Source organism: Leucobacter sp. CX87 (assembly GCF_018682295.1).
Taxonomy (GTDB): domain Bacteria; phylum Actinomycetota; class Actinomycetes; order Actinomycetales; family Microbacteriaceae; genus Cx-87.
On sequence record NZ_JAFIRI010000002.1, the window covers coordinates 302802 to 325562 of the forward strand.

The window sequence follows — 22761 nt, forward strand, 5'->3', positions numbered from 1 at the left end:
GGCGCCAGCCTCGCGGCGCCGCGCGCAGGGTGCTCTGCGACCCAGGGGGGCGAGCGAATGCGAAGGATTGGCGCGCAACACCGAGGGCGACCGCCCATGCGTCGATCGCTCGACCGCTCGCTCATCGCGCTCGCGTGCGCGGGGGCGCTCTTGGTCCTCGTCTTAGTGGCGGTGACTCCGACGGACTTGCCGCTCGCCCCGTTTGTATTGTTTCCGCTCACGGTCGCGGTGTATCTGGGCGCCGGCCTGCTCGCGTGGCACGGACGCCCTGGCAGCTTGATGGGTCCGCTCATCCTGCTATCCGGTGCCGCCGTACTCCTAGTCGGATTCGGGAACTCCGCGCTTCCCGCGCTCGCGGCGGCTGGCGCCCTTGCCGCGACCCTGCCGCTCGCCACGTTCATTCACCTCCTGCTCGCGTTCCCCACCGGTCGGCTGCGCACCCGCGCGGCGCGGGCCACCACCGCACTGGCCTACGCCACCGCCACCGTGCTGCAGGTGCCACCGCTGGGTCATTCGATGCAGGCGGCGGCGGGCGCCGTCGTCTTCTCTGCCACCGCCCTGCTGCTCATCGTGCGCCTGCGCGCAGCCAGCGGGGCCGAACGCCGTGTCCTCATCCCGCTCTTTTCATACGGACTCATCGCGATCATGCTGCTCGTCGTGTCCGCTCAGTTGTTCCCCCTGCTGCTCGGTTGGCAGCGCGACCAGGTGGGTGTCTTCCAGCTCGTCGTCTTCACGGCGCTGCCCGTGGCATTTTCGCTCGCCGTGCTGCGCGGCGGAGTCGCCCGCACCGGCGAGGTCGAAGAGCTCGGCGAGTGGCTCGAATCCGCGATGACGAACCAACCGGGAATCGCCGCCGCGCTCGCGCGAACCCTGGGTGACCCCTCGCTCACCGTCTGGTTCTGGGCGCCGCACCTCGACGCGTACGTCGACGCTCACGGCGCCCAGGTTGCCGACCCGCACGGGGACGATCGGCGGGGAATCGAGATTGTCCAGCTTGACGGTCGTCACATCGGCGCCATCAGCTTCGACCGCGCGCTGTCGTCCGAGCCGGAACTCATGAGCACCGCGAGCAGGGTCGTCGCGCTCGCACTTGACCGCGAACGGCTCACCGCCCTGTTGCACGCGAGCCGCACCGACCTCCAGCGTTCTCGGGAACGCCTCGTCGAGGTGGCAGACACCGAGCGTCGGAGGATCGCGCAGGATCTCCATGACGGTCTCCAATCCGAGCTCGTCTTGCTCGGCATCGAGGCCCAGCAGATGGCGCACGCGGCCGCGGCCGACACCGACCTTGCCGAGCGCGCCGTTCGGCTGCGGCGCGATATCGATCGCTCGGCCGCCGGCCTCCGCAGCCTGGTGCACGCCGTCATGCCCGCGCCCCTCATTCAGCGCGGTCTTTCGGCCGCTGCCGAGGACCTCGTGGATCGCATGCCGATCCCCACCGAACTGCACCTCGCTGTCGCCGACGGGGAACTCTCGGCGGCCACCGAGAGCACCGCATATTTCGTGGTCGCCGAAGCGCTCACCAACGCGGTCAAGCACTCGGCGGCGAGTTCCATCCGTGTGGCGCTCGAGCGCTCCGGCTCCACCCTGTGTATCGAGGTACGCGATGACGGAGTGGGCGGCGCGCACACCGGCACCGGTGCCGGGCTCACGGGAATGGCCGAGCGCATCGACGTGCTCGGAGGGGTCATGCGCATCACCAGCGTGCCGGGCGAGGGCACCACGATTCGGGCGGAGGTACCGAGTGATTGAGACGCCGAAGGACGCACCGCTGCGCATTGTGCTCGGCGAGGATGAGGTACTGCTGCGCCGCGGACTCGAGCTCGTGCTGAACCAGGCGGGCATGGTGGTGGTGGGCTCAGTCGGCAACGCAACCGACCTCGAACAAGCCGTCGCCGGCCTCTCGCCCGACCTGGTCATCACCGACATCCGCATGCCGCCCACGTTCACCGACGAGGGCTTGATCGCGGCTCGCAGGATCCGCTCACGCTTCCCGGGCCTCGCGGTCATGGTGCTCTCGCAGCACGTGCAGCGGCGCTACGCGCTCGAACTCCTCGGCCAGGCTGAGCCCGGCGATGCCGGAACGCAATCGGCCGGCGGCGTGGGCTATCTCCTCAAACAGCGCGTCGCTGACGTCGACGGTTTCATTGCAGATCTGCGCGAAGTCGCCTCGGGAGGAACCGCGATCGATCCCGAGGTCGTCGCGGTGATGGTGGCACGCGCCCGGATCGCCGACTCGGCCGTCGGATCGCTCACGCCGCGCCAACGGGAGGTCTTCGCGCTCGTCGCGGAGGGTCGCAGCAACGGTGCGATCGCCGCCCGCCTCTTCATCAGCGAAAAGGCGGTCGTGCAACACATCTCGCGCATCTACGACGCGCTGTCACTCCCGGTCGCCCCCGACGCCCACCGGCGCGTGCTGGCGGTCTTGAAGTACCTCAACCGCGATTCCAGGCACTACACGAAGACGAACGACAGCAACACGCCGACGGTGACCGCGACCCCTACATAGACCAGGTTCGGCAATTGGAACGAGTGGTCAAACACGAACTTGCCCATCTTGGTCGTGCCGGTTTGGTCAAATGCGACGGTCGCGACCTGGCTGCCGTTCGCCGGCAGGGTGTACATGCCCATCGCGGACGGCCACAGCCCCACCAGCAGTGCGGGCGGCAGACCGATCGTGATACCGATCGGGACTATCGCGTTGGTCGCGCTCGACTGGCTCGTCGTCAGCATCGCCACGACGAAGAGTGCGAGCGCAAAGAGCAGCGCGCCCAGGAAGGCTGAGGAGCCCGAGACCACCGAGCCCAGCCCGTCGACGATGAGCTTCTGGTTCGCGGCAACGAAGGTGTTCGCGAGCCAGGCGATGCCGAACAGCGCGATCGCGCCGACCATGCCGGCGGGGAACGTCGCCTGCTTGGGCACGTCCGCGGCCTTGACCTTGCAGAACACGAAGATGAGCGCGGCGATCACGCCCATCGTCACCTCGATGATCACCGTGACGCTCAGCCGCGTGGGGTCGCCGTCGGCGTCGGTGCCGATGACGGGGCGCAGGCCCTCGAACAGGCCGAACATGACGATCACGCCGACGCCGATGAGGAAGAGCGAGGCGGACATGACTGCGGTGCGCGGCAGCTTGGTCTCGCCGACATTGGTTGCGGGTGGCTTGATCTGCCCGTCCGCCAGCCGGCGCTGGAACTCGGGATCGTCCTCGAGGTTCTTCCCGTGCTTGAGCATGACGAGCGCGGCCATGAAGAGTCCGGCGATCGAGGCCGGCCACATGATGAGGAGCAGCCGACCGAGATCGACACCCTGCGGCGCCAGCAGCACCACCATTGAGGCGGTGGCGGCAGAGACCGGCGAGCACAGGATCCCGACCTGCGAGGCGACCGCCGACACCGCGAGCGCCCGCTCCGGCCGAATCTTCTGCTGGTACGAGACGTCGTAGATCACCGGCAGCAGCGGGTAGAAGATGTTGCCGGTGCCCGCGCCGACCGTAAAGAGGAACGACATTGCGGGTGCGAGGAAGACCACCGAACGCGGCCGCTTCCGAATCACCTTCGCGGCGACCGACACCATCCACTCGATCCCGCCCGCCGCCTGCATCACGGAGGCCGCCGTAATCACGGTGATGACGATGAACACGGCGTCCACCGGGGCGCTTCCCGGGGCCGATCCGAAGCCGAACACGAGCACGGCGACGCCGACGAGCCCCCAGACACCGAGCCCAATGCCGCTCGTGCGCGTGCCCATGTAGATCGCCGCAACAACCACGACGAGCTGGGCGAGCATCACCCACACGTTGTCATTCATGAGGAGGGCCCAGTCTGCACGGGTGCGGACGCGGTCAGCACCGTGAGCGGGAGGGGCGTTTCGACGATGCGGCCATCCACGGCCTCGACTCGCAGCGCGAGGCCGCCCTCAACCGGGCTGATCGCCGTTTGGAATACACCATTCTCGAAGTGCACGGATTGCAGGTTGCCGACCGCGTAGCCCGTGCCGAGCTCGCCACTGAGCAGCGCCGCGTGAAAGAGCGGCTGGCGCTGATCCTCCGCGTCGTAGTGCGGGCAGAAACTGCCGGGCAAGAGGCCAAGCCCCTCGGGCAACACCTGCAGGGTCGGCCCGTAGCTGTCGGTCGTTCCACCCTCAAACCAGCAGATCCCGCCGGCGCTCCCGCCAGTAAACACCACGTTCGAGGACGGATCCTGCCACATCTCGCGCAGGATCGCGTCGAGGCCCTGCCGCTTCCACACATCGAGCATGTTGGCGGTGTTGCCGCCGCCGACGTGAATGACGTCGAAGCCCCGAACGTACGACGCGAGGTCGTCCACCGTGCGGTGAAAGAGCGGGAGGTGGTGCGGGGCGCAGCGGTCCGAATCATACGTCGCGTAGAAGCTCACGATGTATGACGCGTCGTCACCCGTCGCGGTGCCGACGAAGAGCACCCGCGGCCGTTTCTTGCCGGTCAACCCGAGTATGAAGTCGTGCGTGGGGTCATTTCCCCGCTGCATCATGGCCTTGCCCGCCCCGGTCGCCACTACGTGTGCCATCGCTGCCCCTTTGCCGCTCGCTCTGGATTCACACGCTATCCGAGCAAGAGGAGAGTGTCGACCAATTTTCGGGTGAACTTCCCTACGCGGGCGTCTCAAGAGGCTCGGCGAGCGCGAGCAGCGCCGACCGGCCGAGGGTCAGGGCGGCGGGGGTCACATACGGGCTCCCGGCTGCGAGCGCGAGGCCCTCTGCGGCGTAACGAATCACCAACACGCGCTCGGTGGACAAACCGTCGGCCGCAAAAGCGGCATTCCACAGCGCCGCGTCCCGCTCGAAGATGTCTTGCACCTCGGCGGCGTTCCCGAACACCGCGATGAGCCCGGTCGGGCTGTAGACCGAGCTGAGGTAGTCGCTGTCTCCGGTAAGCGCACGGACATAGCCACGGGTGAATTGCCCGGCGCGTACCTCACCGAGGTCGATGTGTGCGCGCACCTCCTCCCACATCCGCACGGCGCAGTGTTCCATCACGCCGTAGACCAGCGCGTCTCGGCTCGGGAAGTGGTGCATGAGCCCACCCTTGGCGACCCCGGCACCCTCCGCGATCTCTGCGAGGCTGACCCCGGCCCCGCGCTCCGAGAACAACCGTTCGGCTGCCTCAAGGATCGCGCGACGGGTGCGTTCTTTGTCGCGAGTAGCGATGGGGTCAGTGCGCGACATTCACGGCCGATTCTGCCCCGCGCGGCGACGGGATGACTCGCCAGGCGACCACCGCGGCAACGATGAGCAGTGCCGCGGCAACGTACGACGTGGTCTGCACGGCGACCGTAAACGCGTGCTGGGCGTGTTCGATGACCGTGGCGTTGTCGACCGTCGCCATCGCCACCGCCAACGATTCCTCCACCGCCTTCGTAGTCGCGGCATCGGTGTCGGCGGGAAGCGCGAGGTTCGAGCGATAGATCGCCAGCTGGACCGAGCCGAGCACGGCGATGCCCAGCGCGGCACCCAGCTCGTAGGCCGTTTCGGCAATCGAAGCCGCGGCCCCCGCGCGGGCCTCCGGCACCGAGGACACCACGGCGTCGGTCGACAGCGTCATCGCGATGCCGATGCCGAGCCCGACCACTGCAAGGAAGATACCGAGACCCCAATAGCTCGGCATCGTTATCGTGAGGCCGATGCCGGCGAGCCCGATGCCGCCCAGCGCCAGTCCGAGCCCGATCGAGCGCCCCCGGCCCATCCACGCCACCAGGAACCCAATGAACAGCACGACGACCATCGAGGCGATCGTCGAGGGCAGCTCGGCAATCCCGGCGAGCAGCGGCCCGAACTCGCGCACCAACTGCAGATATTGCGAGAAGAAGAAGAGCAGCCCCATGAACGCGAAGATGGCGAGCCCGTTCGCCGCAACCGATCCGGCGAATGCGGGCATGCGGAACAGCGTGAGGTCGAGCAGGGGGTGCGCGAGCCGCAGCTGTCGGCGAATGAACACCCAACCGGCCACCAGCCCGAGTAGCGCGGTGCCCACCACCACGAGGTCGAAGCCGTCGCTCACCCAGTGCTTGATGGCGAACACGAGCGGAATGATCGCCAAAATAGACAGGGCGGAAGACAGCAGGTCAATGGGAGCCTTCGCGTCCCCCCGCGACTCGGGGATCAGGATCGGCCCGGCGACGAGCACGAGCACCATGATCGGCACGTTGATGAGGAAGACAGACCCCCACCAGAAGTGTTCGAGCAGCACGCCGCCGACCAACGGTCCGAGGGCGGCACCGGCGGTGGCACCCATCGACCAAATGGCGATGGCCCTGGTGCGCTGCTTCGCGTCGACGAACATTGCTCGCACGAGCGAGAGCGTCGAGGGCATCAGCGTCGCGCCTGCGACGCCGAGCAGCGCCCGCGCGGCGATGAGCATCTCGGCACTCGGGGCGAACGCGGCGAGCACCGAGGCGACGCCGAACGCCGCGGAGCCGATCAGCAGGAGCTTCTTGCGACCAATGCGGTCAGCGACGTTGCCCATGGTGATGAGTAAGCCAGCGAGCGCGAAGGAGTAAATGTCGCCGATCCAGAGCAACTGCGAGGCCGTCGGCTCGAGGTCCACGGTCATCGAAGGCACAGCGAGGTAGAGCACCGTGCCGTCGACCGTCAACAGGACGACGACCAGTACGAGCACCCCGAGGGCAGCCCATTGACGGCGGCCGGCGCGGGCGGGCGGTGCGGATGATTCGGGGTGTGCCATGCGCACCAGCCTACCGACCAGACGGTTTGTTCAACAAGCCGACTGGTCGGTTTCATCTATGTCGCCCCGACGAGTGTGATCCGGCGCAGGATCGACGAAATCTCTCACCGGACGCTCACGCAGACCCTGTGCAGCCCCCGAAGTAGACGGCGCCCAGCCCACGCACCACTTCGGCTGCTACCGTGGGGCGCTGGCACTCGCTGGCCTTAGGGAAGACTTCTCGTTGACCGCCCGGCGTTCCGCCCCGCCACGATTCCGTCGCCTCCTCTGAGTTACTCAGAGGATTGCTCATGCACCCGTCCACCCCCATTTCCGTCGTACCCACTCTCCCCCGCGGCAGCCGCGCCATCGTCTACTGCGACGGGCTCTTCGGCGAGCAGGACGGCAAGACCGCCAACGGCCTCGTCCGCCACTCCGAGAAGTACGAGATCTTGAGCGTCATCGACCGCACGCAGGCTGGCGTCGACGCCGGCATGCTGCTCGATGGCGAGCCCAACGGCATCCCCGTGCTCGCGAGCCTGGACGACGCGATCGCGCACGCCGGCAGCGTCCCCGACTACCTCATCTGCGGGCTCGCCCCGGCCGACGGGCTACTCTCGAACGCCCAGCGCATCGTGCTGCTCGACGGCATTGATCGCGGCATGCACATCATCAACGGCCTGCACGAGTTCCTCAACGACGACGCCGAGTTCGTCGCCGCGAGCCTCACCGCTGGCGTCACGATCACCGACATCCGGCAGCCGAAGGCCAAGAAAGACCTGCAGATGTTTACCGGCAGGATCTTTGACGTGACCTGCCCCCGCATCGCCGTCCTCGGCACCGACGGCGCGGTTGGCAAGCGCACCACCGCCACGCTGCTCGTGCAGGCGCTCAATGAGCGCGGTATCAAAGCGGTCATGGTGGGCACCGGCCAGACGACGCTCATCCAGGGCGGGAAGTACGGGGTCGCCCTCGACGCCATCATCCCTCAGTTCTGCTCGGGCGAGGTCGAGAACCAAGTCGTGCTCGCATTCGAGAACGAGCACCCCGACGTCATCGTGGTCGAGGGCCAAGGGGCGCTCAGCCACCCGGCCTACCTGAGTTCCACCGCGATCCTGCGCGGCAGCCGCCCGCAGGGAGTCGTCGTGCAGCACGCGCCCACGCGCGAGTTCCTCGGCGACTACCCGGCGATCAGGACGCCCACTGTGGCGAGCGAGATCGCCCTGATTGAGGCGTTCGCCGACACCAAAGTGATCGGCGTCACCATCAACCACGAGGGCATGACCGACGTCGAGATCGGCGCGGCCATCGACCAGCACGAGATCGAGCTCGGCCTGCCCGCGACCGACCCGCTCACCCGGCCGCTCGACCGGCTCGTAGATATGGTGCTGCGCGCGTTCCCGACGATCGAGGCGCCGCTCGCCTCGGCCACCCGGTGAACGCCCCACGCCTGAACATCAATCTCACCACGATCACGCACAACGCTCGGGTACTCGTCGGCTTGCTCGCCCCCAAGGGCATTCAGATCGCCGGCATCTCGAAGGCCGTGTGCGGCTCCCCCGACGTCGCCGAGGCCATGCTGCGTGGCGGGGCAGCCCGCATCGGCGACTCGCGCGTTGAGAACCTGACCCGGCTGCGGGTGGCGGGCGTCACGGCGCCGCTCACGTTGGTCCGCTCACCCATGCTGAGCCAGGTTGAGCAGACGGTATTACACGCGAGCACCAGCTTGAACACCGAGCCTGCGGTGCTTGACGCGCTCTCTGAGGCTGCCGTGCGGCTCGGCGTGACGCACGGGGTGATCCTCATGGTCGAACTCGGCGACCTGCGCGAGGGCATCGCGGCCGACGACGTCGTGGCGGCCGCGCGGGCGGTCGAGCACAGCCCCGGGCTGACGCTCGAGGGGCTCGGAACGAACCTGGCCTGCCATAGCGGGGTCGTGCCCGATCAACGCAAGATGGACGAGCTCTCGCGGCTCGCGGACAGCGTCGAGGCCGCCGTCGGCCACCCGCTCTCTGTTATCTCTGGCGGCAACTCGGCGAACCTCGAGTGGGCACTTTCGACCTCAGACACCGGCCGCATCACCGAGCTGCGGCTCGGAGAGGCGATCCTGCTGGGGACGGAGCCGCTGCAACGCAGCCCCATCGCGGGCCTGCAAACCGGCGCATTCACCCTCGTGGGCGAGGTTATTGAGGCGAAGCTGAAGCCCGTGCAGCCATGGGGCGAGATCTCCGCGGCCGCGTTCTCGCACCGCACCCCGCCCGTGGGCAACGGGTTCATCCGTCAGGCCATCGTCGCGCTCGGCCGCCAAGACACCGATCTCGCTGGCCTCATCCCACCGGCCGGCATCACTATGATCGGCATGAGCAGCGACCACCTCGTCGTCGACCTCGGCGACCAGGATGTGTCGGTGGGAGACGAGCTCACGTTTGGGCTCGATTACAGCGCGCTCATGGTCGCGGCGACCTCGCCGTTCGTCGCCACGCGGGCGTTCGCGAACTAAGCGCTCTCGCGCACGGCCTCGGGCAGAGGCTGTGCGCGCTCCCACATCTGCAGCAGCAGCGCCTCGTCCACGCCCTCAATCGCGTGCGAGTCGTCCTCGAGCTGCGGGTTGATGCCCCGCACTTCTTGGTGCATCTGCTCCATCCGTCGATCGAGCTGGCCGGCGATATCGGCGGTCTGCGTCAGGCTCGCGGCGAGGTGGTCGGGCACCGAGCCGTTGTACTTGTAGTGAATCTTGTGTTCCAGGCTCGCCCAGAAATCCATGGCGATCGTGCGAATCTGCACCTCAACGGTCACCGGCACCGGACCCGACGTGAGAAATACCGGAATCTGGATGATGGCGTGCAAGCTCTGGTATCCATTGGCCTTCGGGCTCTTGATGTAGTCCTTGATCTTCAGCACCTGGACGTCGGACTGCGACGTCAGCGTCTCGAGCACCCGGTAGGTGTCCGAGATAAAGCTGCAGGTGATCCGGATCCCGGCGATATCGGTGATGCCGGCGCGGATCGACTCGGTCGTCATCTCGAGGTCGCGCCGCAACGCCTTCTCCAAGATGCTCGCGGTCGACTTGATGCGCGACCCGACGTGCTCGATGGGGTTGTACTGGTGCAGGTGCAGAAACTCGCGCTGCAGGATCGACACTTTCGTCAGCACCTCGTCGATCCCGAACTGGTGCTCCATCTGCAACCGCAGGAAGTCCTCGCGCATCTTCCGCGCAAAAACGAGCCGCTCCTGGTTCGGCGAACCGCTCACAAAGCTTCGAGGCAATTGCGCGGTGGGAGAACTCATACGAGGCGATCCAGACGGTTGGTCGAGCACGAAACCTCAGTCTGTCGAACGAGTCTCTGAGGGATCTGAGTGTGCGTCAGATCATCGCGCAAACACCAGCGTGCCCGCCAGGTACGTCGCCAGCACAACGGTGTCGGCGAGCTCCGCGGGGCTGACCTCGTGCGGGTCGCGGTCCACGACGATGAGGTCGGCGTACTTGCCGACCTCGATGCTGCCAATGTGATCTTCCGACTGCAGCTGCCAGGCGGCGTTGACGGTGTGGGCGCGCAGGGCGTCGTCGAGCGAGACCCCCGCGGCGCCGTCCAGGCGTCGGCCCGTGTTGCTCAGGCGGGTCATTGCGACCGACATGTTGCGGAACGGCTCGAGCGGCGTGACCGTCCCGTCGTTGTGGAAGGTCGCTCGCATGCCCGCGGCAAACGCTGACTCGGCATCGGCCCAGCGGGCGCCGGGCTCACCGAACAACTCATCGACGAGCACGTCGCCCCAGTAGTGCACATGGTCCACGAAGACGCTCGCGGTGACGCCCAGGGCCGCCGCGCGCGCGAACTGCGCTGGGGTCATGGCGCCCACGTGCTCGAGGCGGAAACGGTGGTCGTTCAGCCCCAGCTCGGCGATGACCGTCTCCCAGGCGTTCAGCACGCTGTCGATCGCGAGGTCCCCGTGCGCGTGGCAGGCCAGCTGCCACCCCTCGGCCGCGTAGGCGCGCGAGATGTCGGTGATCTGCTGCTGGTCGTAGTTTGCCGCGCCATGGTGGCCGGGTTCGAGGCCCATCGACGCGGTCGTCTCGTTCGTGAGGTACGGGAACGTCGTCGCGATGTTACCCACCCACGGCGAGCCGTCGGCCCAGGTCTTGATGCCGATCTGGCGCACCATGTCGTCGCCATTCTCGCGCGGCACCGAGCCGCTGCCGCCGGGGTGCGACATCTCGTACCCGCGGATGCGCGCGGTCAGCTCGTGCTGCTGTCTGACGGCGGCGATCAGCGGTCCCTGCGCGGGGTTCCAGGACAGGTCGCCCATCGTGGTGACGCCCACCGCGCTAGCACGGCGCAGCTCGGCGGCGACGAGTTCGCCGAACTCGGCGTTCGCGTTCGCGAGCAACGGGTCAATCACGCTGAGCACGGCCCCCATCTCGAGGGCGACGCCGGCGAGCTCACCCTGCACGTCGCGCGCGTACGAAGCGCCGGCAGGATCGGGAGTGTCGCGGTCAATGCCGGCGAGCATCGCGGCCGCGCTGTTGAAGAAGGCGCTGTGCCCCGAGTTGTGCAGGATCACGATGGGGACGTCGCCCGCGAGCTCGTCGAGGCTCGTGCGGCTCGGGTCGACGAGGCCGCGCTGCAAGAGCGGGTCCCAGCCGCTCGCAACGACGCCGGCCGGCCGAGTGGCGATGCCCTGGCGGATGCGACGCATGACCTCGTCCGCGGTCGGCACGATGACGGGACGAATGTCGATGACGTGCTCGCTCAGCACGACGGCGCTCGAGGTGGGGTGGCCGTGGGGCTCGATGAGACCGGGCATGAGCACGTGGTCTCCGAGTTCGACGACCTCCGCGCCTGCCGGCAGCCCGACTCGCAGCTCGTCCGGTTCACCGACGGCCGCGATCCTGCCGCTCTCGACCAGCACCGCGCCCGCGCGCGGGCGCGCCTCGTCAAGCGTCAGGATGTTCCCGATAAACAGCGTTGCCGACATGCCGATCTCCCACCGTGGCGCATCTGCGCACCACTCCGTCAGCCAGTGTGGCACAGGCCAATCGGGGCGTGGCCGCTATGCGGGAACGGCGGATCGCTCCGGGGAGTCGGTCGCGTGGTCGTACTCGGTACGCGCGACGGCGACGTTCGGCAGGTGCTCCATCGCCCATTGCTCGAGGGCACGCAGCGGGGCACGCAGCGTCTGCCCGGCTTCGGTGAGCTCGTACTCGACCCGCGGCGGCACCTCCGGGTAGAGCGTCCGCTTCACCAGCCCGTCCCGCTCGAGCGCACGCAGCGTCTGGGTGAGCATCTTCTGGGAGACGCCGTCGACGTGCCGCGCGATCTGCCCAAATCGCATGGGGCCGTCAGCTAGGGTGCCGACGATCAGCACCGTCCAGCGGTCGCCGATGCGATCCAGCAGTCGCCGCGACGGGCAGTTCCGGTCGTACGGGTTCGCGGCCAGCTCAGTCATCGTGTCCTCTCGCGCACCAAATCGGTAGTTACTTACCGAAAGGTGCCTACTTCCCAAGTGCGCCTTACTCTCCTATCGTAACTATTGCGGGCCCGAAATACGAGCCCGAGAGCGAAGGAAGATCCCATGACTCGAATTACCGTCCTCGGCGGCACCGGCTACGCAGGTTCGAATATCGTCCGCGAGGCGGCGTCACGCGGCCACCAGGTCACCGCCATCTCGCGCAGCGTGCCCGAGCAGCAGATCCCCGGAGTCACCTACGTCGCGGCCGACGTGCTCGATCCCGCGACCCTCGACCAGGCCGTCGCTGGCGCCGATGTCGTCGTTGAGGCCCTCTCCCCGCGCGGCGCGCTCGAGGGCAAGCTGCAAAGCATCGTGCGCGACCTCGCGGCTGTGGCACAAAGCGCCGGCGCGCGCCTCGGCGTCGTTGGCGGCGCAGGATCCCTGCTCGTCGCGCCGGGCGGCCCCGCCCTCGCAAACACGCCTGATTTCCCGGACGCGTTCAAGGGTGAGGCGGGCGAGATGGCGGCCGCGCTTGAGGATCTGCGCGCCTCGGACGACGCGCTCGACTGGTTCTTCGTGAGCCCGGCGGCCTCGTTTGGCGCCTGGGCTCCGGGCGAGCACACCGGGACATTCCGCCTCGGCGGCGACGTCCTGCTCACGGACGAGGCGGGAAACTCGACGATCTCGGGCGCTGACCTCGCGCACGCGTTCGTCGACGAGATCGAGCGCCCGGCGCACCGGCGCACGCGCTTCACCGTCGCCTACTAGCGAGCGCCTGACTGGCGGCGGCGAGCCCTAATCTCCGGCGGGCCGCTTCCGCAGCTGCTTCGTCGCCGAGCGCTGCGTCTTCGCGGCTAGGTGGCGGCGAGCCGAGCCGCGCGTCGGCTTGGTCGGTCGCCGCTGGGCAGGGTCCGGCGCGAGCGCCGCCCGCACGAGCTCAGTGAGCTTCTCCAGCGCGATCTCTCGGTTGCGCAGCTGCGAGCGCTGCTCGGAAGCGGTCACGGTGATCGTCCCCGCGACGAGGCGCCGCCCCAACCGCCCGGTCAGGCGTTCCCGTTGCGCATCGGTCAGCGCAGCCGAACGTTCGACGTTCCACATGACCTCCACCCTGCTGTCGGACGTGTTGACGTGCTGGCCGCCCGGGCCCGACGAGCGCGAGAATCTCCAACCAAGTTCCGACTCCGGAACCGTCAGCGCGGGCGTCACCTCCAAGTCCATGCGTCCAGGGTCCCACGAAAGCGGTGCGAGACGCACGCTCCACGTGCACCGGCTCGCCGTCTTGCGCGCTGAGGCGTGCGAGCGGAATGATGAACGGACCGAGAATTGCGATTCGAGCGGCAACGAACACCAAAGGGGCACATCATGGGGGCAGAACACGCGCACGAAAACCTTTCGGGCTGGAAACGATTCTGGAATCGTGGCGGGTGGTGGAAGGCCTTGCTTGCCGCGGCCGTCTACCTCGCGTTCTATGTGTCTCTCTCGTTCCCGATCAGCGCCTGGTTTGGCCAGTACGTCGATGCCGAGAATATTTTGGCGACGCCGGCGAGCATTTTCATTGGCCTCGCACTCCCGATCCTGATCGGCGCCATCGTACTTCTCTGCTTCATTGGGTCGCTCGGCTGGTTCCGCGAGATTTTCGGCCGCCAGCCCATAGCCGGGCGTTGGTGGATGTGGATTGCCGTCGCGCTGCTCGTCATCCCGATCGGGCTCCGCGTCGCTGCCACGAACTGGTCCGAGTACTCGGTCGGGGTGATCCTGACGATGCTGGCAACTGGACTGTGCATCGGCATCGCAGAAGAGCTCATCACCCGCGGCATCGCCGTCAACCTGTTGCGCCGAGCGGGTCACGGCGAACGGACGGTCATGGTGCTGTCTTCCCTGATCTTCGCCCTGATGCACACCGTCAACGCGTTTACCCAGCCGCTCCTCAACGTCGCGATCACCGTGGCCTACACGTTCGGGATGGGCGTGATGCTGTACCTCGTGCTGCGGGTGACGGGGAACATTATCTGGCCCATCCTGTTGCACGCCGCGACCGACCCCACGACGTTCCTCGCCACCGGAGGCCTTGACGCCTCGGGCGCAACTTCCGGATCCGAGTCGCTGATCTCACTCGCGGGAGTCTTCAACTACGTCTATTTCGCGGTCGCGATTGTCGCGATCTTCCTTGTGAAGGGGAAGGCCTCGCTGCCGTCAGAGCCGTTCGGTCGTCCGGTCAACACGGCAGGACAGAAGCGCTAAGCGAGCCCGATCGCGAGCAGGATCACGCCGAGCGCCGGGAAGACTCCCTGCGTCAGTGCGGCGCGCGCCTTGCTCGGGCTCGACACGAGCAGTACGAGCGCGGCTGCCGCCATCGAGCCGGCCCCGACAAACACCAGCGTCGCACCGACTGCGGTGTGGCCAAGCGCGAACAGCACGATCCCTAGGGCCACGGCGATCGCGAGAAACAGGTTATAGAAGCCCTGGTTGAACGCGAGATCCTTCGTCGCGCGCGCCTCGTCCTCGGTCGTGCCGAAGGTGGCGCGCACGCGCGTGCTCGTCCAGGCGATCGATTCCATGTAGAAGATGTAGACGTGCAGCAACGCGGCGAGGCCAGCGAGTACGAGTCCTGCGATCACCATGATGGGCCTCCTGTGAACTGTGGCGCTCAGGTATTCCGGCGCCTCGACGCGAGCCTAGACCATGGGTTTTGGCGCGTCGGCTAAGTCGACGACGTCCGCGGAGAAGACCCGCACGAGGTCATCGGCTGACACCTTGGCTCCGACGCCCGGAGCTCCCGCACCCAACAGGATGTCCTGACCTGCCAGGCTCTCATCCAGGATCACCGGCCACGCCGTGCTGGCGCCGAGCGGAGTGATCGTGCCGCGCCGATAACCGGTGGCGGCAAAGGCAGCGTCGGCGTCGGGCAGCGACAGCCGGTTCACCCCGAGGTGGGCGCGAAGCCTCGCCCAGTTGAACTGGGCGTCGAGCGGGGTCAACACGAACACGAAGGTGTCGCCGCGCTGCACCACAATGGTCTTCACGATCGGAGCGCCGTCAAAGTCCGCCCCGGTCGGGCGGCCGGAGCCCTCCCGCGTGAGAAATTCAACGTTCAGTCCGCGTGCCGCGGCGTCCGTCGCCGCGCGCTCGACTTCTGCGGGGGTGTTCTGCGTCATCATGGCTCGCCTTCTTCAGCGACTCGTTCGCCGCCTACCCGCAGTACAACAGCGGCGGCGTCCCGGTTATTTCCGACGAGTCACCAGCATGCAATACTCGGAAATCAATGGAACCAGGGGGCGCCGAGGCAGGAACGGCGTGGTCTCAGAGAGGAAACGATGCGCGAGAAGCCGATGCTCTGGCCCGCCGGAATTCGCATGGCGTGTGCTGCGTTGGTGGGCGGTCTCCTCATCGCGCTTACTGCCTGCGCTTCCGGTGACGGGGTGAAGCGGTCGTTCTCACAACAGTTTGCGGGCGACCCTGCGGTCCTGAGCGTTGACCTCTCGAGCGCCGACAACATGCCATTCACGGGCGGCGTCGGCGGCACGGTCACCCTCAGGGACGGGCTCAGCGACGCAGCGATTCGCGACTTCGCTGAGCGAGTCGGCGAGTTTGCCACGCAACACGCGGGCGACGGGGCCGGTTCCCGCGTGCGCATCGACCTCGTCATGAGCGACTGGGCGTTTCCGGTTCTGGCCGCACCCCAGGCAAATGACGCGCTCCTGACGCTCCTCTCTGAGTTGCGCGCCGATCAACGCGTGGACGCCGCAACGCTCAGCTCGAAGCAATATCAAGCCGACGTCACTCATGTCACCCTGGTTGCCGCGACCCCGGCGGAAATACCCGCGCTGATCATCGACGCGCCCGCCGCCTTCGCCGCCGCGGGCATGAGCCCTCCAATGACGCTCAAATCCCCCGCCGACGAACCCGCCCCCATCGAGGTGTCCGGCCACATGGGGCCCTGGGCGGACGCAGCATTTCGCGCCTACGACGCACTCCGCGCCGAGATCCCGCTCACGTCGTTCCGCGCCGAAGCAGATGCCGTCACCGTCACGCTCGCTCACGAGGTCGACCTCGACCGCGCGCGGGCGCTCACCCAGGCAGCCCTCGGCTCAACCTCGGCAGAGGTGTTCTTCCAGAGCGACCTCGTCACGCTGTTCCCCGGCGCCCGTGGCGACCAAGCGAGATCCCTGTTGGCGCAGGTGGGTCCCGACGCACTCGCAGGCGTCGTGTCGGTATGGACGAACGACCAGAGCGCGACCCTGACCCTGGATTCGACCGCGTACCTCGCAGAGCTGGCGCGAGCGATCTCCGATCCCCAGAGCTCGATCGCGCTCGATCAAGTCACCCTCGCCGTAGGCCAGGGGGACGAGCAGACATTCAGCCTGCAGGCGACCCCGGGAGACCTCGAGGCCTCGACCCGAACTGCGTTGGCTCTCGCGAACCAGGACCACGTCACGAGACTGCGGCTGGAACCCGGGAACTCGTTCGACGTCGGGCTCGACTCCCCCGCCGACCTCGCCAGTTACGCCGCGCCACTCAAATCGCTCTCCGCCTTCGACGAGCGACTGTGCTTCGACTGGACGACGAGCACATTCTGCGTCGAGACCGCCCCCATCATCGACCCCGATTCGATCCGCGGCAGCGGCGCACAGGCTGGTCGGTCCTTCGTCGAGGCGTGGAACGCTGCAGGGTAAGCGTCAGTTCGCGCTCCTCCGAGCCCGAGCCCGTAGTTGCAGCGCGGCCCCAAACCCGAGCAGCAGGAATCCGCCCGCCGAGAACAGGGCGACGCGTGATGCGTCTGCAAGCCCGTCAGAAAGCGCCTGCGCGACCGCCGGTCCCGACTCTCCCAGCTTGCCCGTCGTCCCTTCCCCGCGAATCTGCGCGATCGTGCCTCCCGCACTGAGCTCGGTCGCCTCCACAATCTGAGACGCGCTTTCCGATGGCAGACCAGCTACCGCGTCCATGCGTGCGGGCAGCGCCGTCGCGAGGCCCGCGGCGAGCACCGCCCCGATCAGCGCAGTGCCGAGGGCCGAACCGATTTGGCGCACGGTACTCTGCGTCGCCGATCCCTGGCCCGACTCATCCGGCGGAATATCCGCGAGCACAGTGCCCGTGAGCTGGGCGGACGCAAGCCCCAGACCCACCCCATAGATAACGAGCACAATGGCCAGGATCCAGGGAGAGATGCCCGCACCGAGCAGCAGCGCCGTCAAGGCAACGCCCACCACCTCGATACCGAGGCCGAGCAGCACGACGTTGGGCGCACCCATCCGCTCGGACAGATGCCGGGCCGAGGCGCCCGACAGAAACGCGCCGACGCCCATCGCCGCGAGCACGAGCCCCGCCCCGAGCGTGGTGAGCCCCATCGCGTTCACGATGAAGAGCGGGAGCACGAAGAGCAGGCCGAACTCGCCGATCGCGACGCAGAGCGCGGTGAGGTTGCCCCAGGTGAAGGTCGGGACGGTGAACAGTTGGAGGTCAAGAATCGCCGATCGACCATTCTTCGCGCGACGGCGCTCCCAGAGTATGAACAGCACGATGCCGATGATCCCGATGATGCCGGCGATCGGCACCGGCGAAAGCGGAGCCGTCTGCGGCCACACCCAACCGAAAACCTTGAAGTCCGCGATCGGGGCCCACCAGCCAAGCGAGCGCCCCTCGATCATCGCGAATACCAATCCGCCAAAGCCGATGACACTGAGCAAGAGCCCGTCCACGTCAAGACCGCGAGCGGTGATGACGGCCCGGGTCTCGTCGACCGTGAGAAGCGCCCCGACAAGCAGGATCGCGCCGATCGGCAGGTTCACGATGAAGATCCACTGCCAGCTGAACGCGGTGGTCAGCCAGCCGCCGAGTAATGGACCGAAGGCTGCCATGCCCGAGATCACCGCGCCCCAGACACCGAACGCGACGGCGCGGTCGCGTCCGCGGAAGGTGGCGTTGACCGTCGAGAGCGTCGTGGGCAAAATCAGCGCGCCACCCACGCCCTGCACGACCCGGGCCAAGATCAGGGATCCTGCCGTGCCCGAAAGCGCCGCCAACAGGCTGCCCGCCATGAAGACCAGGATCCCGACCACGAGCATGCGGCGACGCCCGAGCCGGTCGCCCAGGCGACCAGCCGTGAGCAGCAACGCCGCAAAGACAACCGAGTAGATGCCGTTCACCCATTGGGCGTCGCTGAGATCAAGCTGCAACTCGTCGATCAGCACGGGCAGGGCGACGCCCACGATGGTGCCGTCGAGCACGATCATCGACAACGCCCCAGCGAGTACACCGAGCCCGATCCAGCGACGGCGACCCGAGTGCGTTTCGGCCTCTGCGCCTGACGAGACTCCCACATTGTCGGTCATGCCAACCCCCCAACGCCCCGGAGGGAATGCCGAGGCTTTCCGCGCCCAGTTTAGGAGTATCGAAAGTCTGGTCGGTATCAACCAAAGGGTTGACTCATGCCGACATTCGTCCCCAAAGTCCGTCCTGACACGGCCTTCCCAGTAACGTAAGCACCCCGACGAGAATATTTGGAGGCTGCAATGAGCGGTGTGATCTGGACCAGCGTGCTCATGTTTGTCCTCACAATCGTGTTCTTGGTCGTGCTCTCGAGCTTCGCCTCCCGCGTGCTCGGGGTGCGCATCGGCCTCGGCAGGCTGCTCCTCGCTGGCGCACTGGGCCTCGGGCTCGAGGTAGGCTTCGAGTCCCGATTCGTCTGGGGCCAAGAGGACAGTACCCTGGCTCTCCTGCCGCTCCAGATCGGCATCATTTTCCTCGTCTCGATCGCCACGCTGGTGATTGCCGAGCTCCTGGTGCCCACGGGTTCCATCCCTCGCCCCGACCAGTGGCTGCCGTCGCTCAAGGCGCGCGTTGCGCGGACACGGCGGTACACCGAGATCTCCCGAATCGCCTTGCGCAGCGGCCTGATCCCGTTCCGGCCCAACTCCGAGCGCACCGCCGCGGGCAGCGCCGAGCGCACGAAACAGGCGCGTGCGCTGCGGAGTGCCCTCGAGAGCGCCGGTGGCGCGTTCGTGAAGCTCGGGCAGCTCCTCTCAACCCGCACCGATCTGCTGCCTCCCGAGTTCCTCGCGGAGCTCTCGCAGTTGCAGCAGCGGGTACCCCCTGCCGAATGGACCGAGGTCAAAGCGCTGCTTGAGGAGGAGCTCGGCGGCCCGGTCGACAGGTTCTTCGCCGAGTTCAACGAGACGCCCCTCGCCGCGGCGTCAATCGGCCAGGTCCACCGCGCGACCCTGCTGACCGGCGAGGCCGTCGCGGTCAAGGTGCAGCGGCCCCGGATCACGCCGCTCGTCGAGCGCGACCTCGACATCACGCTGCGCCTCGCCGCCCAGCTCGAGCGCACGACCAGCTGGGGGCGCGACCTCGGCGTTCAGGCGCTCGTCGAGAACTTCGCCGAGAGCCTGCGTGAAGAACTCGACTACCGCGTTGAGGCGAGCAACATCTCGGCCATGGCGATCACGCAGGCGAAGCACCCCGAGGGCGAACGCGTCGGGATTCCCCGCCACTACCCCGCGCTGTGCACCGGGAAGGTCTTTGTGATGGAGCTGGTCGTGGGCGAGACCCTGAGCGACCCTCGCGCGTTCACCGAACACCCAGAGGCGGAGCGCATCGAGCAGGCGAACCGCCTGCTCCGCTCCACGCTCACGCAGATCATCGAGGACGGCGTCTTTCACTCCGACCTCCACCCGGGCAACATCATTCTCCGCGGCGACGGCGAGATCGTCCTGCTCGACTTTGGTTCGATCGGCCGCCTCGACTCCGAGCTACGCGCACAGATCGGCGAGGTCCTGCTTGCGTTCTACCGCGGCGATTCGGGCGCCTTCGCTGACGCGTTGCTCGGCTTCGTCGAACTGCCCGATGAAATTGACGAGACGGCACTCAGGCGTCAACTCGGCGTGTTCGTCGCGACGAAGCTCGGCCCGGGCTCGGCCATCGACGTGACGGTGTTCCAAGAGATGATGCGGCTGTTGACTACGAACCGGATCGCGGTGCCCGCCGAGCTCGCGACCGCGTTCCGCGCGATCGCCACCCTCGAGGGAACGCTTCGCCATCTGAGCCCGGATTTCGACATGCTCAGTGAGGCCAGCGGCTATGCAGCGGACCGGGTCACACGAGGGTTCTCCCCCAAGGCAGTGTTCACCTCGTTCAGCGACGAGCTCGCCTCGATCCTGCCGATCGCGCGCCGCCTGCCCAAGCGCCTCGACCAGCTCACCGGGACGATTGCTGACGGCCGCCTCAAGATCAACATGCGTTTGTTCGCCGATCGGCGAGATCGCGACCTGGTCCGCAGCCTCGTCAACCTGATCGCGGCGAGCTTCTTGGCGGCGGCGTTCGGCATCATGGCGGCGATGATGCTCGTGAGTACCAGTGGGCCGGAGGTTACGGAGGGCATGACCCTCTTTCAGGTCTTCGGCTATCTCCTCGTCGTGCTCTCGGGAATTCTCACCCTGCGCGTACTCTTTGACCTGTTCAGGATCCGCCCGCGGGAGTAAAGTCCGAGCATGGCCCAGAATCAGAACACCCACGGACACGGCGGATTTAGCGCCGCTGAGGTCGCTGCGATGAAGGCTCACGCCGCCGAACTGCGTGCCGAAAGTAAGGCAGGCGCGAAGCGCGCCGACGGGCTCGAGGCGCTGCTCGACAGCATCGCGAAGATGACGCCGGAGGATCGCGTGCTCGCCGAGTGCGTGCACTTGGCGGTCACCCGGAACGCCCCTGACCTCGTGCCCAAGACCTGGTACGGCATGCCCGCGTACGCGAACGCGGACGGCAAGGTCGTGCTCGCGTTCAAGAACTCGGGCAAGTTCAATTCCCGGTATTCCACGATCGAGTTCCAGGAGGCCGCCCGCCTCGACGACGGCGACATCTGGGCCGTATCGTTCGCACTCGAGGAATGGACACCGGCCGTTGAGGAGAAGGTCACCGAGCTCGTGCGGAAGTCGGTCTCCTAAAGCAAGCCTTCGAGACGCGCCTGCATCTCCCAGTAGCTGGTCGCCGCGCGGGGCAGCGAACCGTCCCGAAGCTCTCCCACCGAGGCGACCGCCGCGTCGACTGCAGCGCGATACGGTAAGGACCCTGAACTCACCCGGCGCACCCCCAGTGCACCCAGCTGGGCGAGCGTGAGCGCCGGGTGCGCGAGGACGTTGAGCGGCAGCCGAACCCCGTCAGCGATCAGCCGAATGTCCGCTGCGTCCAAGACGCCGGGCACGAAGACCCCGTCGGCTCCGGCCTCCTCGTACATGCGGGCGCGCCGCAGCACCGCGTCCACCGTCGAGTCCTCACCGAACCACAGGTTGTCCACGCGTGCGTTGACGAATATGCCCGGGCTTCGCCGCTTGACGGCGAAAATCTTCGCCGTCAAGATCGCCGGGTCGACCAGATGCCCGTGCGCGCTGTCCTCGAGATTGATTCCGGCGACGCCCCAGTCGGCAAGCTCCTGCACCAGCTGCGCCACCTCCTCGGGGTCATCGGAATGCCCGTCCTCGAGGTCCAGGGTGACGCATACAGGTAGTCGGCACAGCTGCTCCGCGAGTGCAATGGTGGCCGCCCGACTTGCCCCTGCGCCGTCGGGATTTCCTGCACTGGCCGCGACCCCGAAGCTCGTGGTGCCGATAGCGGGATACCCTGCTGCGGCGAACGCGAGCGCGGAGCCCAGGTCCCAGGCGTTGGGCAGCAGCAGCGGCTTGCCGGTGCGGTGGAGCCCCCGAAAGGTTGCCATGATCATTCCCATCCTGCGTCGAGCGAATAGGTGAATCACCTCCAGGATAGTTTCGGGCGGCGAAATTTGGCCGGGAGTTTCGCGTCTGCCCCTGCACGCTGTGCATGGAGATTTCCCCTTGCGCTCTCGGTACTTGGTGTTACTATCTAGTGGTAGTCAGTAACACCAAGTAGCGAGAAATGGGGCGTCATGGGCAAGCAAATGACCGAGATGCTCAAGGGCACGCTCGAGGGGATCGTCCTGGCGATCCTGGCCGTTCAGCCGGCCTACGGGTATGACATCACCGCAAGGCTCCGCGAGCAGGGCTTCGCCGAGATCGCCGAGGGCACGGTCTACGCGCTGCTCGTGCGGATCGAACAGCGCGGCTTCGTAGACGTGGCGAAGGTCCCCTCCGAAAAGGGTCCGCCACGCAAGGTGTACTCCCTCAACGCGGCGGGCAGGGAGTACCTCAGCGAATTCTGGGGCACCTGGAGTTTCCTCGCCGAGCGCATCGAACAGCTTCACCGAGACATCGAACAGACACAGAACGAAGGAGAATGACCATGGCCGCCAAGTGGATCGAGACCCTCACCGGGTCCCTCGAACAAAAGAAGCAGTACAAGCAGTACAAGGCACGCCTCGAAGCCCTCCCCGAGCCGTACCGCGCCGCCGCGAAGGCGTTCGAGCGGTACTTCATGTACTTCGGCGGCGTCACCGACGGCGACACGCTCGTCACCATGTTTGGCGATTTCGCCGACCTCTGGGAGCGCGCGTCCATCGACGGCACCTCAGTCCGGGCCCTGGTGGGCGACGACCCTGTCGAGTTCGCCGAGGACTTCGCCCGGTCGTACAACGGAAAGCAGTGGATCGACAAAGAACGCACGCGCCTGACCGACGCCATCGATCGGGCCGCCTGCGAGGCCTAAGCGCC

General features: G+C 67.1%; 23 protein-coding genes. 11 read left to right on the forward strand and 12 right to left on the reverse strand.

Annotated elements, in window-relative coordinates; translation table 11 throughout:
• Nucleotides 1-96 precede the first annotated feature (96 nt).
• Together KOE53_RS04430 and KOE53_RS04435 are read left to right on the forward strand one after the other, a co-directional pair.
• Nucleotides 97-1752: a sensor histidine kinase gene (locus KOE53_RS04430; protein ID WP_188057537.1), complete on the forward strand. Its 1656-nt coding sequence runs from the start codon at nt 97-99 to the stop codon at nt 1750-1752.
• Nucleotides 1745-2509, forward strand: a complete 765-nt coding sequence (locus KOE53_RS04435) for a response regulator (protein ID WP_502825452.1) — start codon at nt 1745-1747, stop codon at nt 2507-2509. Before KOE53_RS04430 ends, KOE53_RS04435 begins: the two co-directional genes overlap by 8 nt.
• Here the strand turns inward: KOE53_RS04435 and KOE53_RS04440 are convergent.
• The 4 genes from KOE53_RS04440 to KOE53_RS04455 form a co-directional block, all read right to left on the reverse strand.
• Nucleotides 2455-3810, reverse strand: coding sequence for an anaerobic C4-dicarboxylate transporter family protein (locus KOE53_RS04440; RefSeq protein WP_188057538.1), 1356 nt, complete (start codon nt 3808-3810; stop codon nt 2455-2457). The two genes, KOE53_RS04435 and KOE53_RS04440, sit on opposite strands and share 55 nt — an antisense overlap.
• On the reverse strand, nt 3807-4547 hold the full coding sequence (locus KOE53_RS04445) for a Type 1 glutamine amidotransferase-like domain-containing protein (RefSeq protein ID WP_188057539.1): 741 nt from the start codon (nt 4545-4547) through the stop codon (nt 3807-3809). Before KOE53_RS04445 ends, KOE53_RS04440 begins: the two co-directional genes overlap by 4 nt.
• 82 nt (nt 4548-4629) lie before the next feature.
• Entirely contained in the window at nt 4630-5205 is a 576-nt protein-coding gene (locus KOE53_RS04450) for a TetR/AcrR family transcriptional regulator (protein ID WP_188057540.1), read from the reverse strand.
• Nucleotides 5192-6721: an MFS transporter gene (locus tag KOE53_RS04455; RefSeq protein WP_188057541.1), complete on the reverse strand. Its 1530-nt coding sequence runs from the start codon at nt 6719-6721 to the stop codon at nt 5192-5194. The genes KOE53_RS04450 and KOE53_RS04455 overlap by 14 nt, the downstream gene beginning before the upstream one ends.
• Nucleotides 6722-7011: 290 nt before the next feature.
• Here KOE53_RS04455 and KOE53_RS04460 point away from each other — a divergent pair, with 290 nt between their 5' ends.
• Nucleotides 7012-8139 carry an N-acetyltransferase DgcN family protein gene (locus tag KOE53_RS04460; protein WP_188057542.1) on the forward strand — a complete coding sequence of 376 codons (1128 nt, stop codon included), beginning with the start codon at nt 7012-7014 and terminating at the stop codon, nt 8137-8139.
• Nucleotides 8136-9200 (forward strand): alanine/ornithine racemase family PLP-dependent enzyme, encoded by a 1065-nt coding sequence (locus KOE53_RS04465; protein ID WP_188057543.1) that lies wholly within the window; start codon nt 8136-8138, stop codon nt 9198-9200. The genes KOE53_RS04460 and KOE53_RS04465 overlap by 4 nt, the downstream gene beginning before the upstream one ends.
• On the opposite strand, the gene KOE53_RS04470 is transcribed toward KOE53_RS04465, so the two are convergent.
• The 3 genes from KOE53_RS04470 to KOE53_RS04480 form a co-directional block, all read right to left on the reverse strand.
• The gene (locus tag KOE53_RS04470) at nt 9197-9988 is read right to left on the reverse strand and encodes a GTP pyrophosphokinase (protein ID WP_188057544.1); all 792 of its coding nucleotides are present in this window, start codon (nt 9986-9988) and stop codon (nt 9197-9199) included. The genes KOE53_RS04465 and KOE53_RS04470 overlap by 4 nt on opposite strands.
• Before the next feature lie 81 nt (nt 9989-10069).
• Complete coding sequence (locus tag KOE53_RS04475; protein ID WP_188057545.1) at nt 10070-11674, reverse strand: amidohydrolase; 1605 nt, start codon at nt 11672-11674, stop codon at nt 10070-10072.
• A gap of 75 nt (nt 11675-11749) precedes the next feature.
• On the reverse strand, nt 11750-12145 hold the full coding sequence (locus KOE53_RS04480) for a winged helix-turn-helix transcriptional regulator (protein WP_188057546.1): 396 nt from the start codon (nt 12143-12145) through the stop codon (nt 11750-11752).
• A gap of 126 nt (nt 12146-12271) precedes the next feature.
• Here KOE53_RS04480 and KOE53_RS04485 point away from each other — a divergent pair, with 126 nt between their 5' ends.
• Nucleotides 12272-12916 carry an NAD(P)-dependent oxidoreductase gene (locus KOE53_RS04485; RefSeq protein WP_188057547.1) on the forward strand — a complete coding sequence of 215 codons (645 nt, stop codon included), beginning with the start codon at nt 12272-12274 and terminating at the stop codon, nt 12914-12916.
• A gap of 27 nt (nt 12917-12943) precedes the next feature.
• Here KOE53_RS04485 and arfB read toward each other — a convergent pair whose 3' ends face one another.
• Entirely contained in the window at nt 12944-13366 is a 423-nt protein-coding gene (gene arfB, locus KOE53_RS04490; protein ID WP_188057548.1) for an alternative ribosome rescue aminoacyl-tRNA hydrolase ArfB, read from the reverse strand.
• 144 nt (nt 13367-13510) lie between these two features.
• Here arfB and KOE53_RS04495 point away from each other — a divergent pair, with 144 nt between their 5' ends.
• Entirely contained in the window at nt 13511-14389 is an 879-nt protein-coding gene (locus tag KOE53_RS04495; protein ID WP_188057549.1) for a CPBP family intramembrane glutamic endopeptidase, read from the forward strand.
• On the opposite strand, the gene KOE53_RS04500 is transcribed toward KOE53_RS04495, so the two are convergent.
• A complete protein-coding gene (locus KOE53_RS04500) occupies nt 14386-14769 on the reverse strand; it encodes a DUF1304 domain-containing protein (protein ID WP_188057550.1) in 384 nt (127 codons plus the stop codon). The genes KOE53_RS04495 and KOE53_RS04500 overlap by 4 nt on opposite strands.
• A gap of 54 nt (nt 14770-14823) precedes the next feature.
• Nucleotides 14824-15306, reverse strand: a complete 483-nt coding sequence (locus KOE53_RS04505; RefSeq protein ID WP_188057551.1) for an aminoacyl-tRNA deacylase — start codon at nt 15304-15306, stop codon at nt 14824-14826.
• A gap of 156 nt (nt 15307-15462) precedes the next feature.
• Here KOE53_RS04505 and KOE53_RS04510 point away from each other — a divergent pair, with 156 nt between their 5' ends.
• Nucleotides 15463-16821, forward strand: a complete 1359-nt coding sequence (locus KOE53_RS04510) for a hypothetical protein (RefSeq protein ID WP_188057552.1) — start codon at nt 15463-15465, stop codon at nt 16819-16821.
• Nucleotides 16822-16824: 3 nt separating this feature from the next.
• Here KOE53_RS04510 and KOE53_RS04515 read toward each other — a convergent pair whose 3' ends face one another.
• Entirely contained in the window at nt 16825-18477 is a 1653-nt protein-coding gene (locus KOE53_RS04515) for a DHA2 family efflux MFS transporter permease subunit (RefSeq protein ID WP_188057553.1), read from the reverse strand.
• Between the two features lie 180 nt (nt 18478-18657).
• On the opposite strand from KOE53_RS04515, the gene KOE53_RS04520 reads away from it, so the two are divergent.
• Entirely contained in the window at nt 18658-20625 is a 1968-nt protein-coding gene (locus KOE53_RS04520) for an ABC1 kinase family protein (RefSeq protein WP_188057554.1), read from the forward strand.
• Nucleotides 20626-20634: 9 nt separating this feature from the next.
• Complete coding sequence (locus tag KOE53_RS04525) at nt 20635-21084, forward strand: iron chaperone (RefSeq protein ID WP_188057555.1); 450 nt, start codon at nt 20635-20637, stop codon at nt 21082-21084.
• On the opposite strand, the gene KOE53_RS04530 is transcribed toward KOE53_RS04525, so the two are convergent.
• Complete coding sequence (locus tag KOE53_RS04530; RefSeq protein WP_188057556.1) at nt 21081-21851, reverse strand: isocitrate lyase/PEP mutase family protein; 771 nt, start codon at nt 21849-21851, stop codon at nt 21081-21083. The genes KOE53_RS04525 and KOE53_RS04530 overlap by 4 nt on opposite strands.
• 189 nt (nt 21852-22040) lie before the next feature.
• Here KOE53_RS04530 and KOE53_RS04535 point away from each other — a divergent pair, with 189 nt between their 5' ends.
• Nucleotides 22041-22391: a PadR family transcriptional regulator gene (locus tag KOE53_RS04535; RefSeq protein ID WP_188057557.1), complete on the forward strand. Its 351-nt coding sequence runs from the start codon at nt 22041-22043 to the stop codon at nt 22389-22391.
• A gap of 2 nt (nt 22392-22393) precedes the next feature.
• Nucleotides 22394-22756, forward strand: coding sequence for a DUF1048 domain-containing protein (locus KOE53_RS04540; protein ID WP_188057558.1), 363 nt, complete (start codon nt 22394-22396; stop codon nt 22754-22756).
• The last annotated feature ends 5 nt before the right edge of the window (nt 22757-22761 follow it).

Bases quoted from the DNA above. Each gene is read 5' to 3' on its own strand.
- KOE53_RS04430 (WP_188057537.1), top strand. From the start codon at position 97: ATGCGTCGATCGCTCGACCGCTCGCTCATCGCGCTCGCGTGCGCGGGG.
- KOE53_RS04440 (WP_188057538.1), bottom strand. From the start codon at position 3,810: ATGAATGACAACGTGTGGGTGATGCTCGCCCAGCTCGTCGTGGTTGTT.
- KOE53_RS04445 (WP_188057539.1), bottom strand. From the start codon at position 4,547: ATGGCACACGTAGTGGCGACCGGGGCGGGCAAGGCCATGATGCAGCGG.
- KOE53_RS04450 (WP_188057540.1), bottom strand. From the start codon at position 5,205: ATGTCGCGCACTGACCCCATCGCTACTCGCGACAAAGAACGCACCCGT.
- KOE53_RS04455 (WP_188057541.1), bottom strand. From the start codon at position 6,721: ATGGCACACCCCGAATCATCCGCACCGCCCGCCCGCGCCGGCCGCCGT.
- KOE53_RS04460 (WP_188057542.1), top strand. From the start codon at position 7,012: ATGCACCCGTCCACCCCCATTTCCGTCGTACCCACTCTCCCCCGCGGC.
- KOE53_RS04470 (WP_188057544.1), bottom strand. From the start codon at position 9,988: ATGAGTTCTCCCACCGCGCAATTGCCTCGAAGCTTTGTGAGCGGTTCG.
- KOE53_RS04475 (WP_188057545.1), bottom strand. From the start codon at position 11,674: ATGTCGGCAACGCTGTTTATCGGGAACATCCTGACGCTTGACGAGGCG.
- KOE53_RS04480 (WP_188057546.1), bottom strand. From the start codon at position 12,145: ATGACTGAGCTGGCCGCGAACCCGTACGACCGGAACTGCCCGTCGCGG.
- KOE53_RS04485 (WP_188057547.1), top strand. From the start codon at position 12,272: ATGACTCGAATTACCGTCCTCGGCGGCACCGGCTACGCAGGTTCGAAT.
- arfB (WP_188057548.1), bottom strand. From the start codon at position 13,366: ATGGACTTGGAGGTGACGCCCGCGCTGACGGTTCCGGAGTCGGAACTT.
- KOE53_RS04495 (WP_188057549.1), top strand. From the start codon at position 13,511: ATGGGGGCAGAACACGCGCACGAAAACCTTTCGGGCTGGAAACGATTC.
- KOE53_RS04500 (WP_188057550.1), bottom strand. From the start codon at position 14,769: ATGGTGATCGCAGGACTCGTACTCGCTGGCCTCGCCGCGTTGCTGCAC.
- KOE53_RS04505 (WP_188057551.1), bottom strand. From the start codon at position 15,306: ATGATGACGCAGAACACCCCCGCAGAAGTCGAGCGCGCGGCGACGGAC.
- KOE53_RS04510 (WP_188057552.1), top strand. From the start codon at position 15,463: ATGCGCGAGAAGCCGATGCTCTGGCCCGCCGGAATTCGCATGGCGTGT.
- KOE53_RS04515 (WP_188057553.1), bottom strand. From the start codon at position 18,477: ATGACCGACAATGTGGGAGTCTCGTCAGGCGCAGAGGCCGAAACGCAC.
- KOE53_RS04520 (WP_188057554.1), top strand. From the start codon at position 18,658: ATGAGCGGTGTGATCTGGACCAGCGTGCTCATGTTTGTCCTCACAATC.
- KOE53_RS04525 (WP_188057555.1), top strand. From the start codon at position 20,635: ATGGCCCAGAATCAGAACACCCACGGACACGGCGGATTTAGCGCCGCT.
- KOE53_RS04530 (WP_188057556.1), bottom strand. From the start codon at position 21,851: ATGGCAACCTTTCGGGGGCTCCACCGCACCGGCAAGCCGCTGCTGCTG.
- KOE53_RS04535 (WP_188057557.1), top strand. From the start codon at position 22,041: ATGGGCAAGCAAATGACCGAGATGCTCAAGGGCACGCTCGAGGGGATC.
- KOE53_RS04540 (WP_188057558.1), top strand. From the start codon at position 22,394: ATGGCCGCCAAGTGGATCGAGACCCTCACCGGGTCCCTCGAACAAAAG.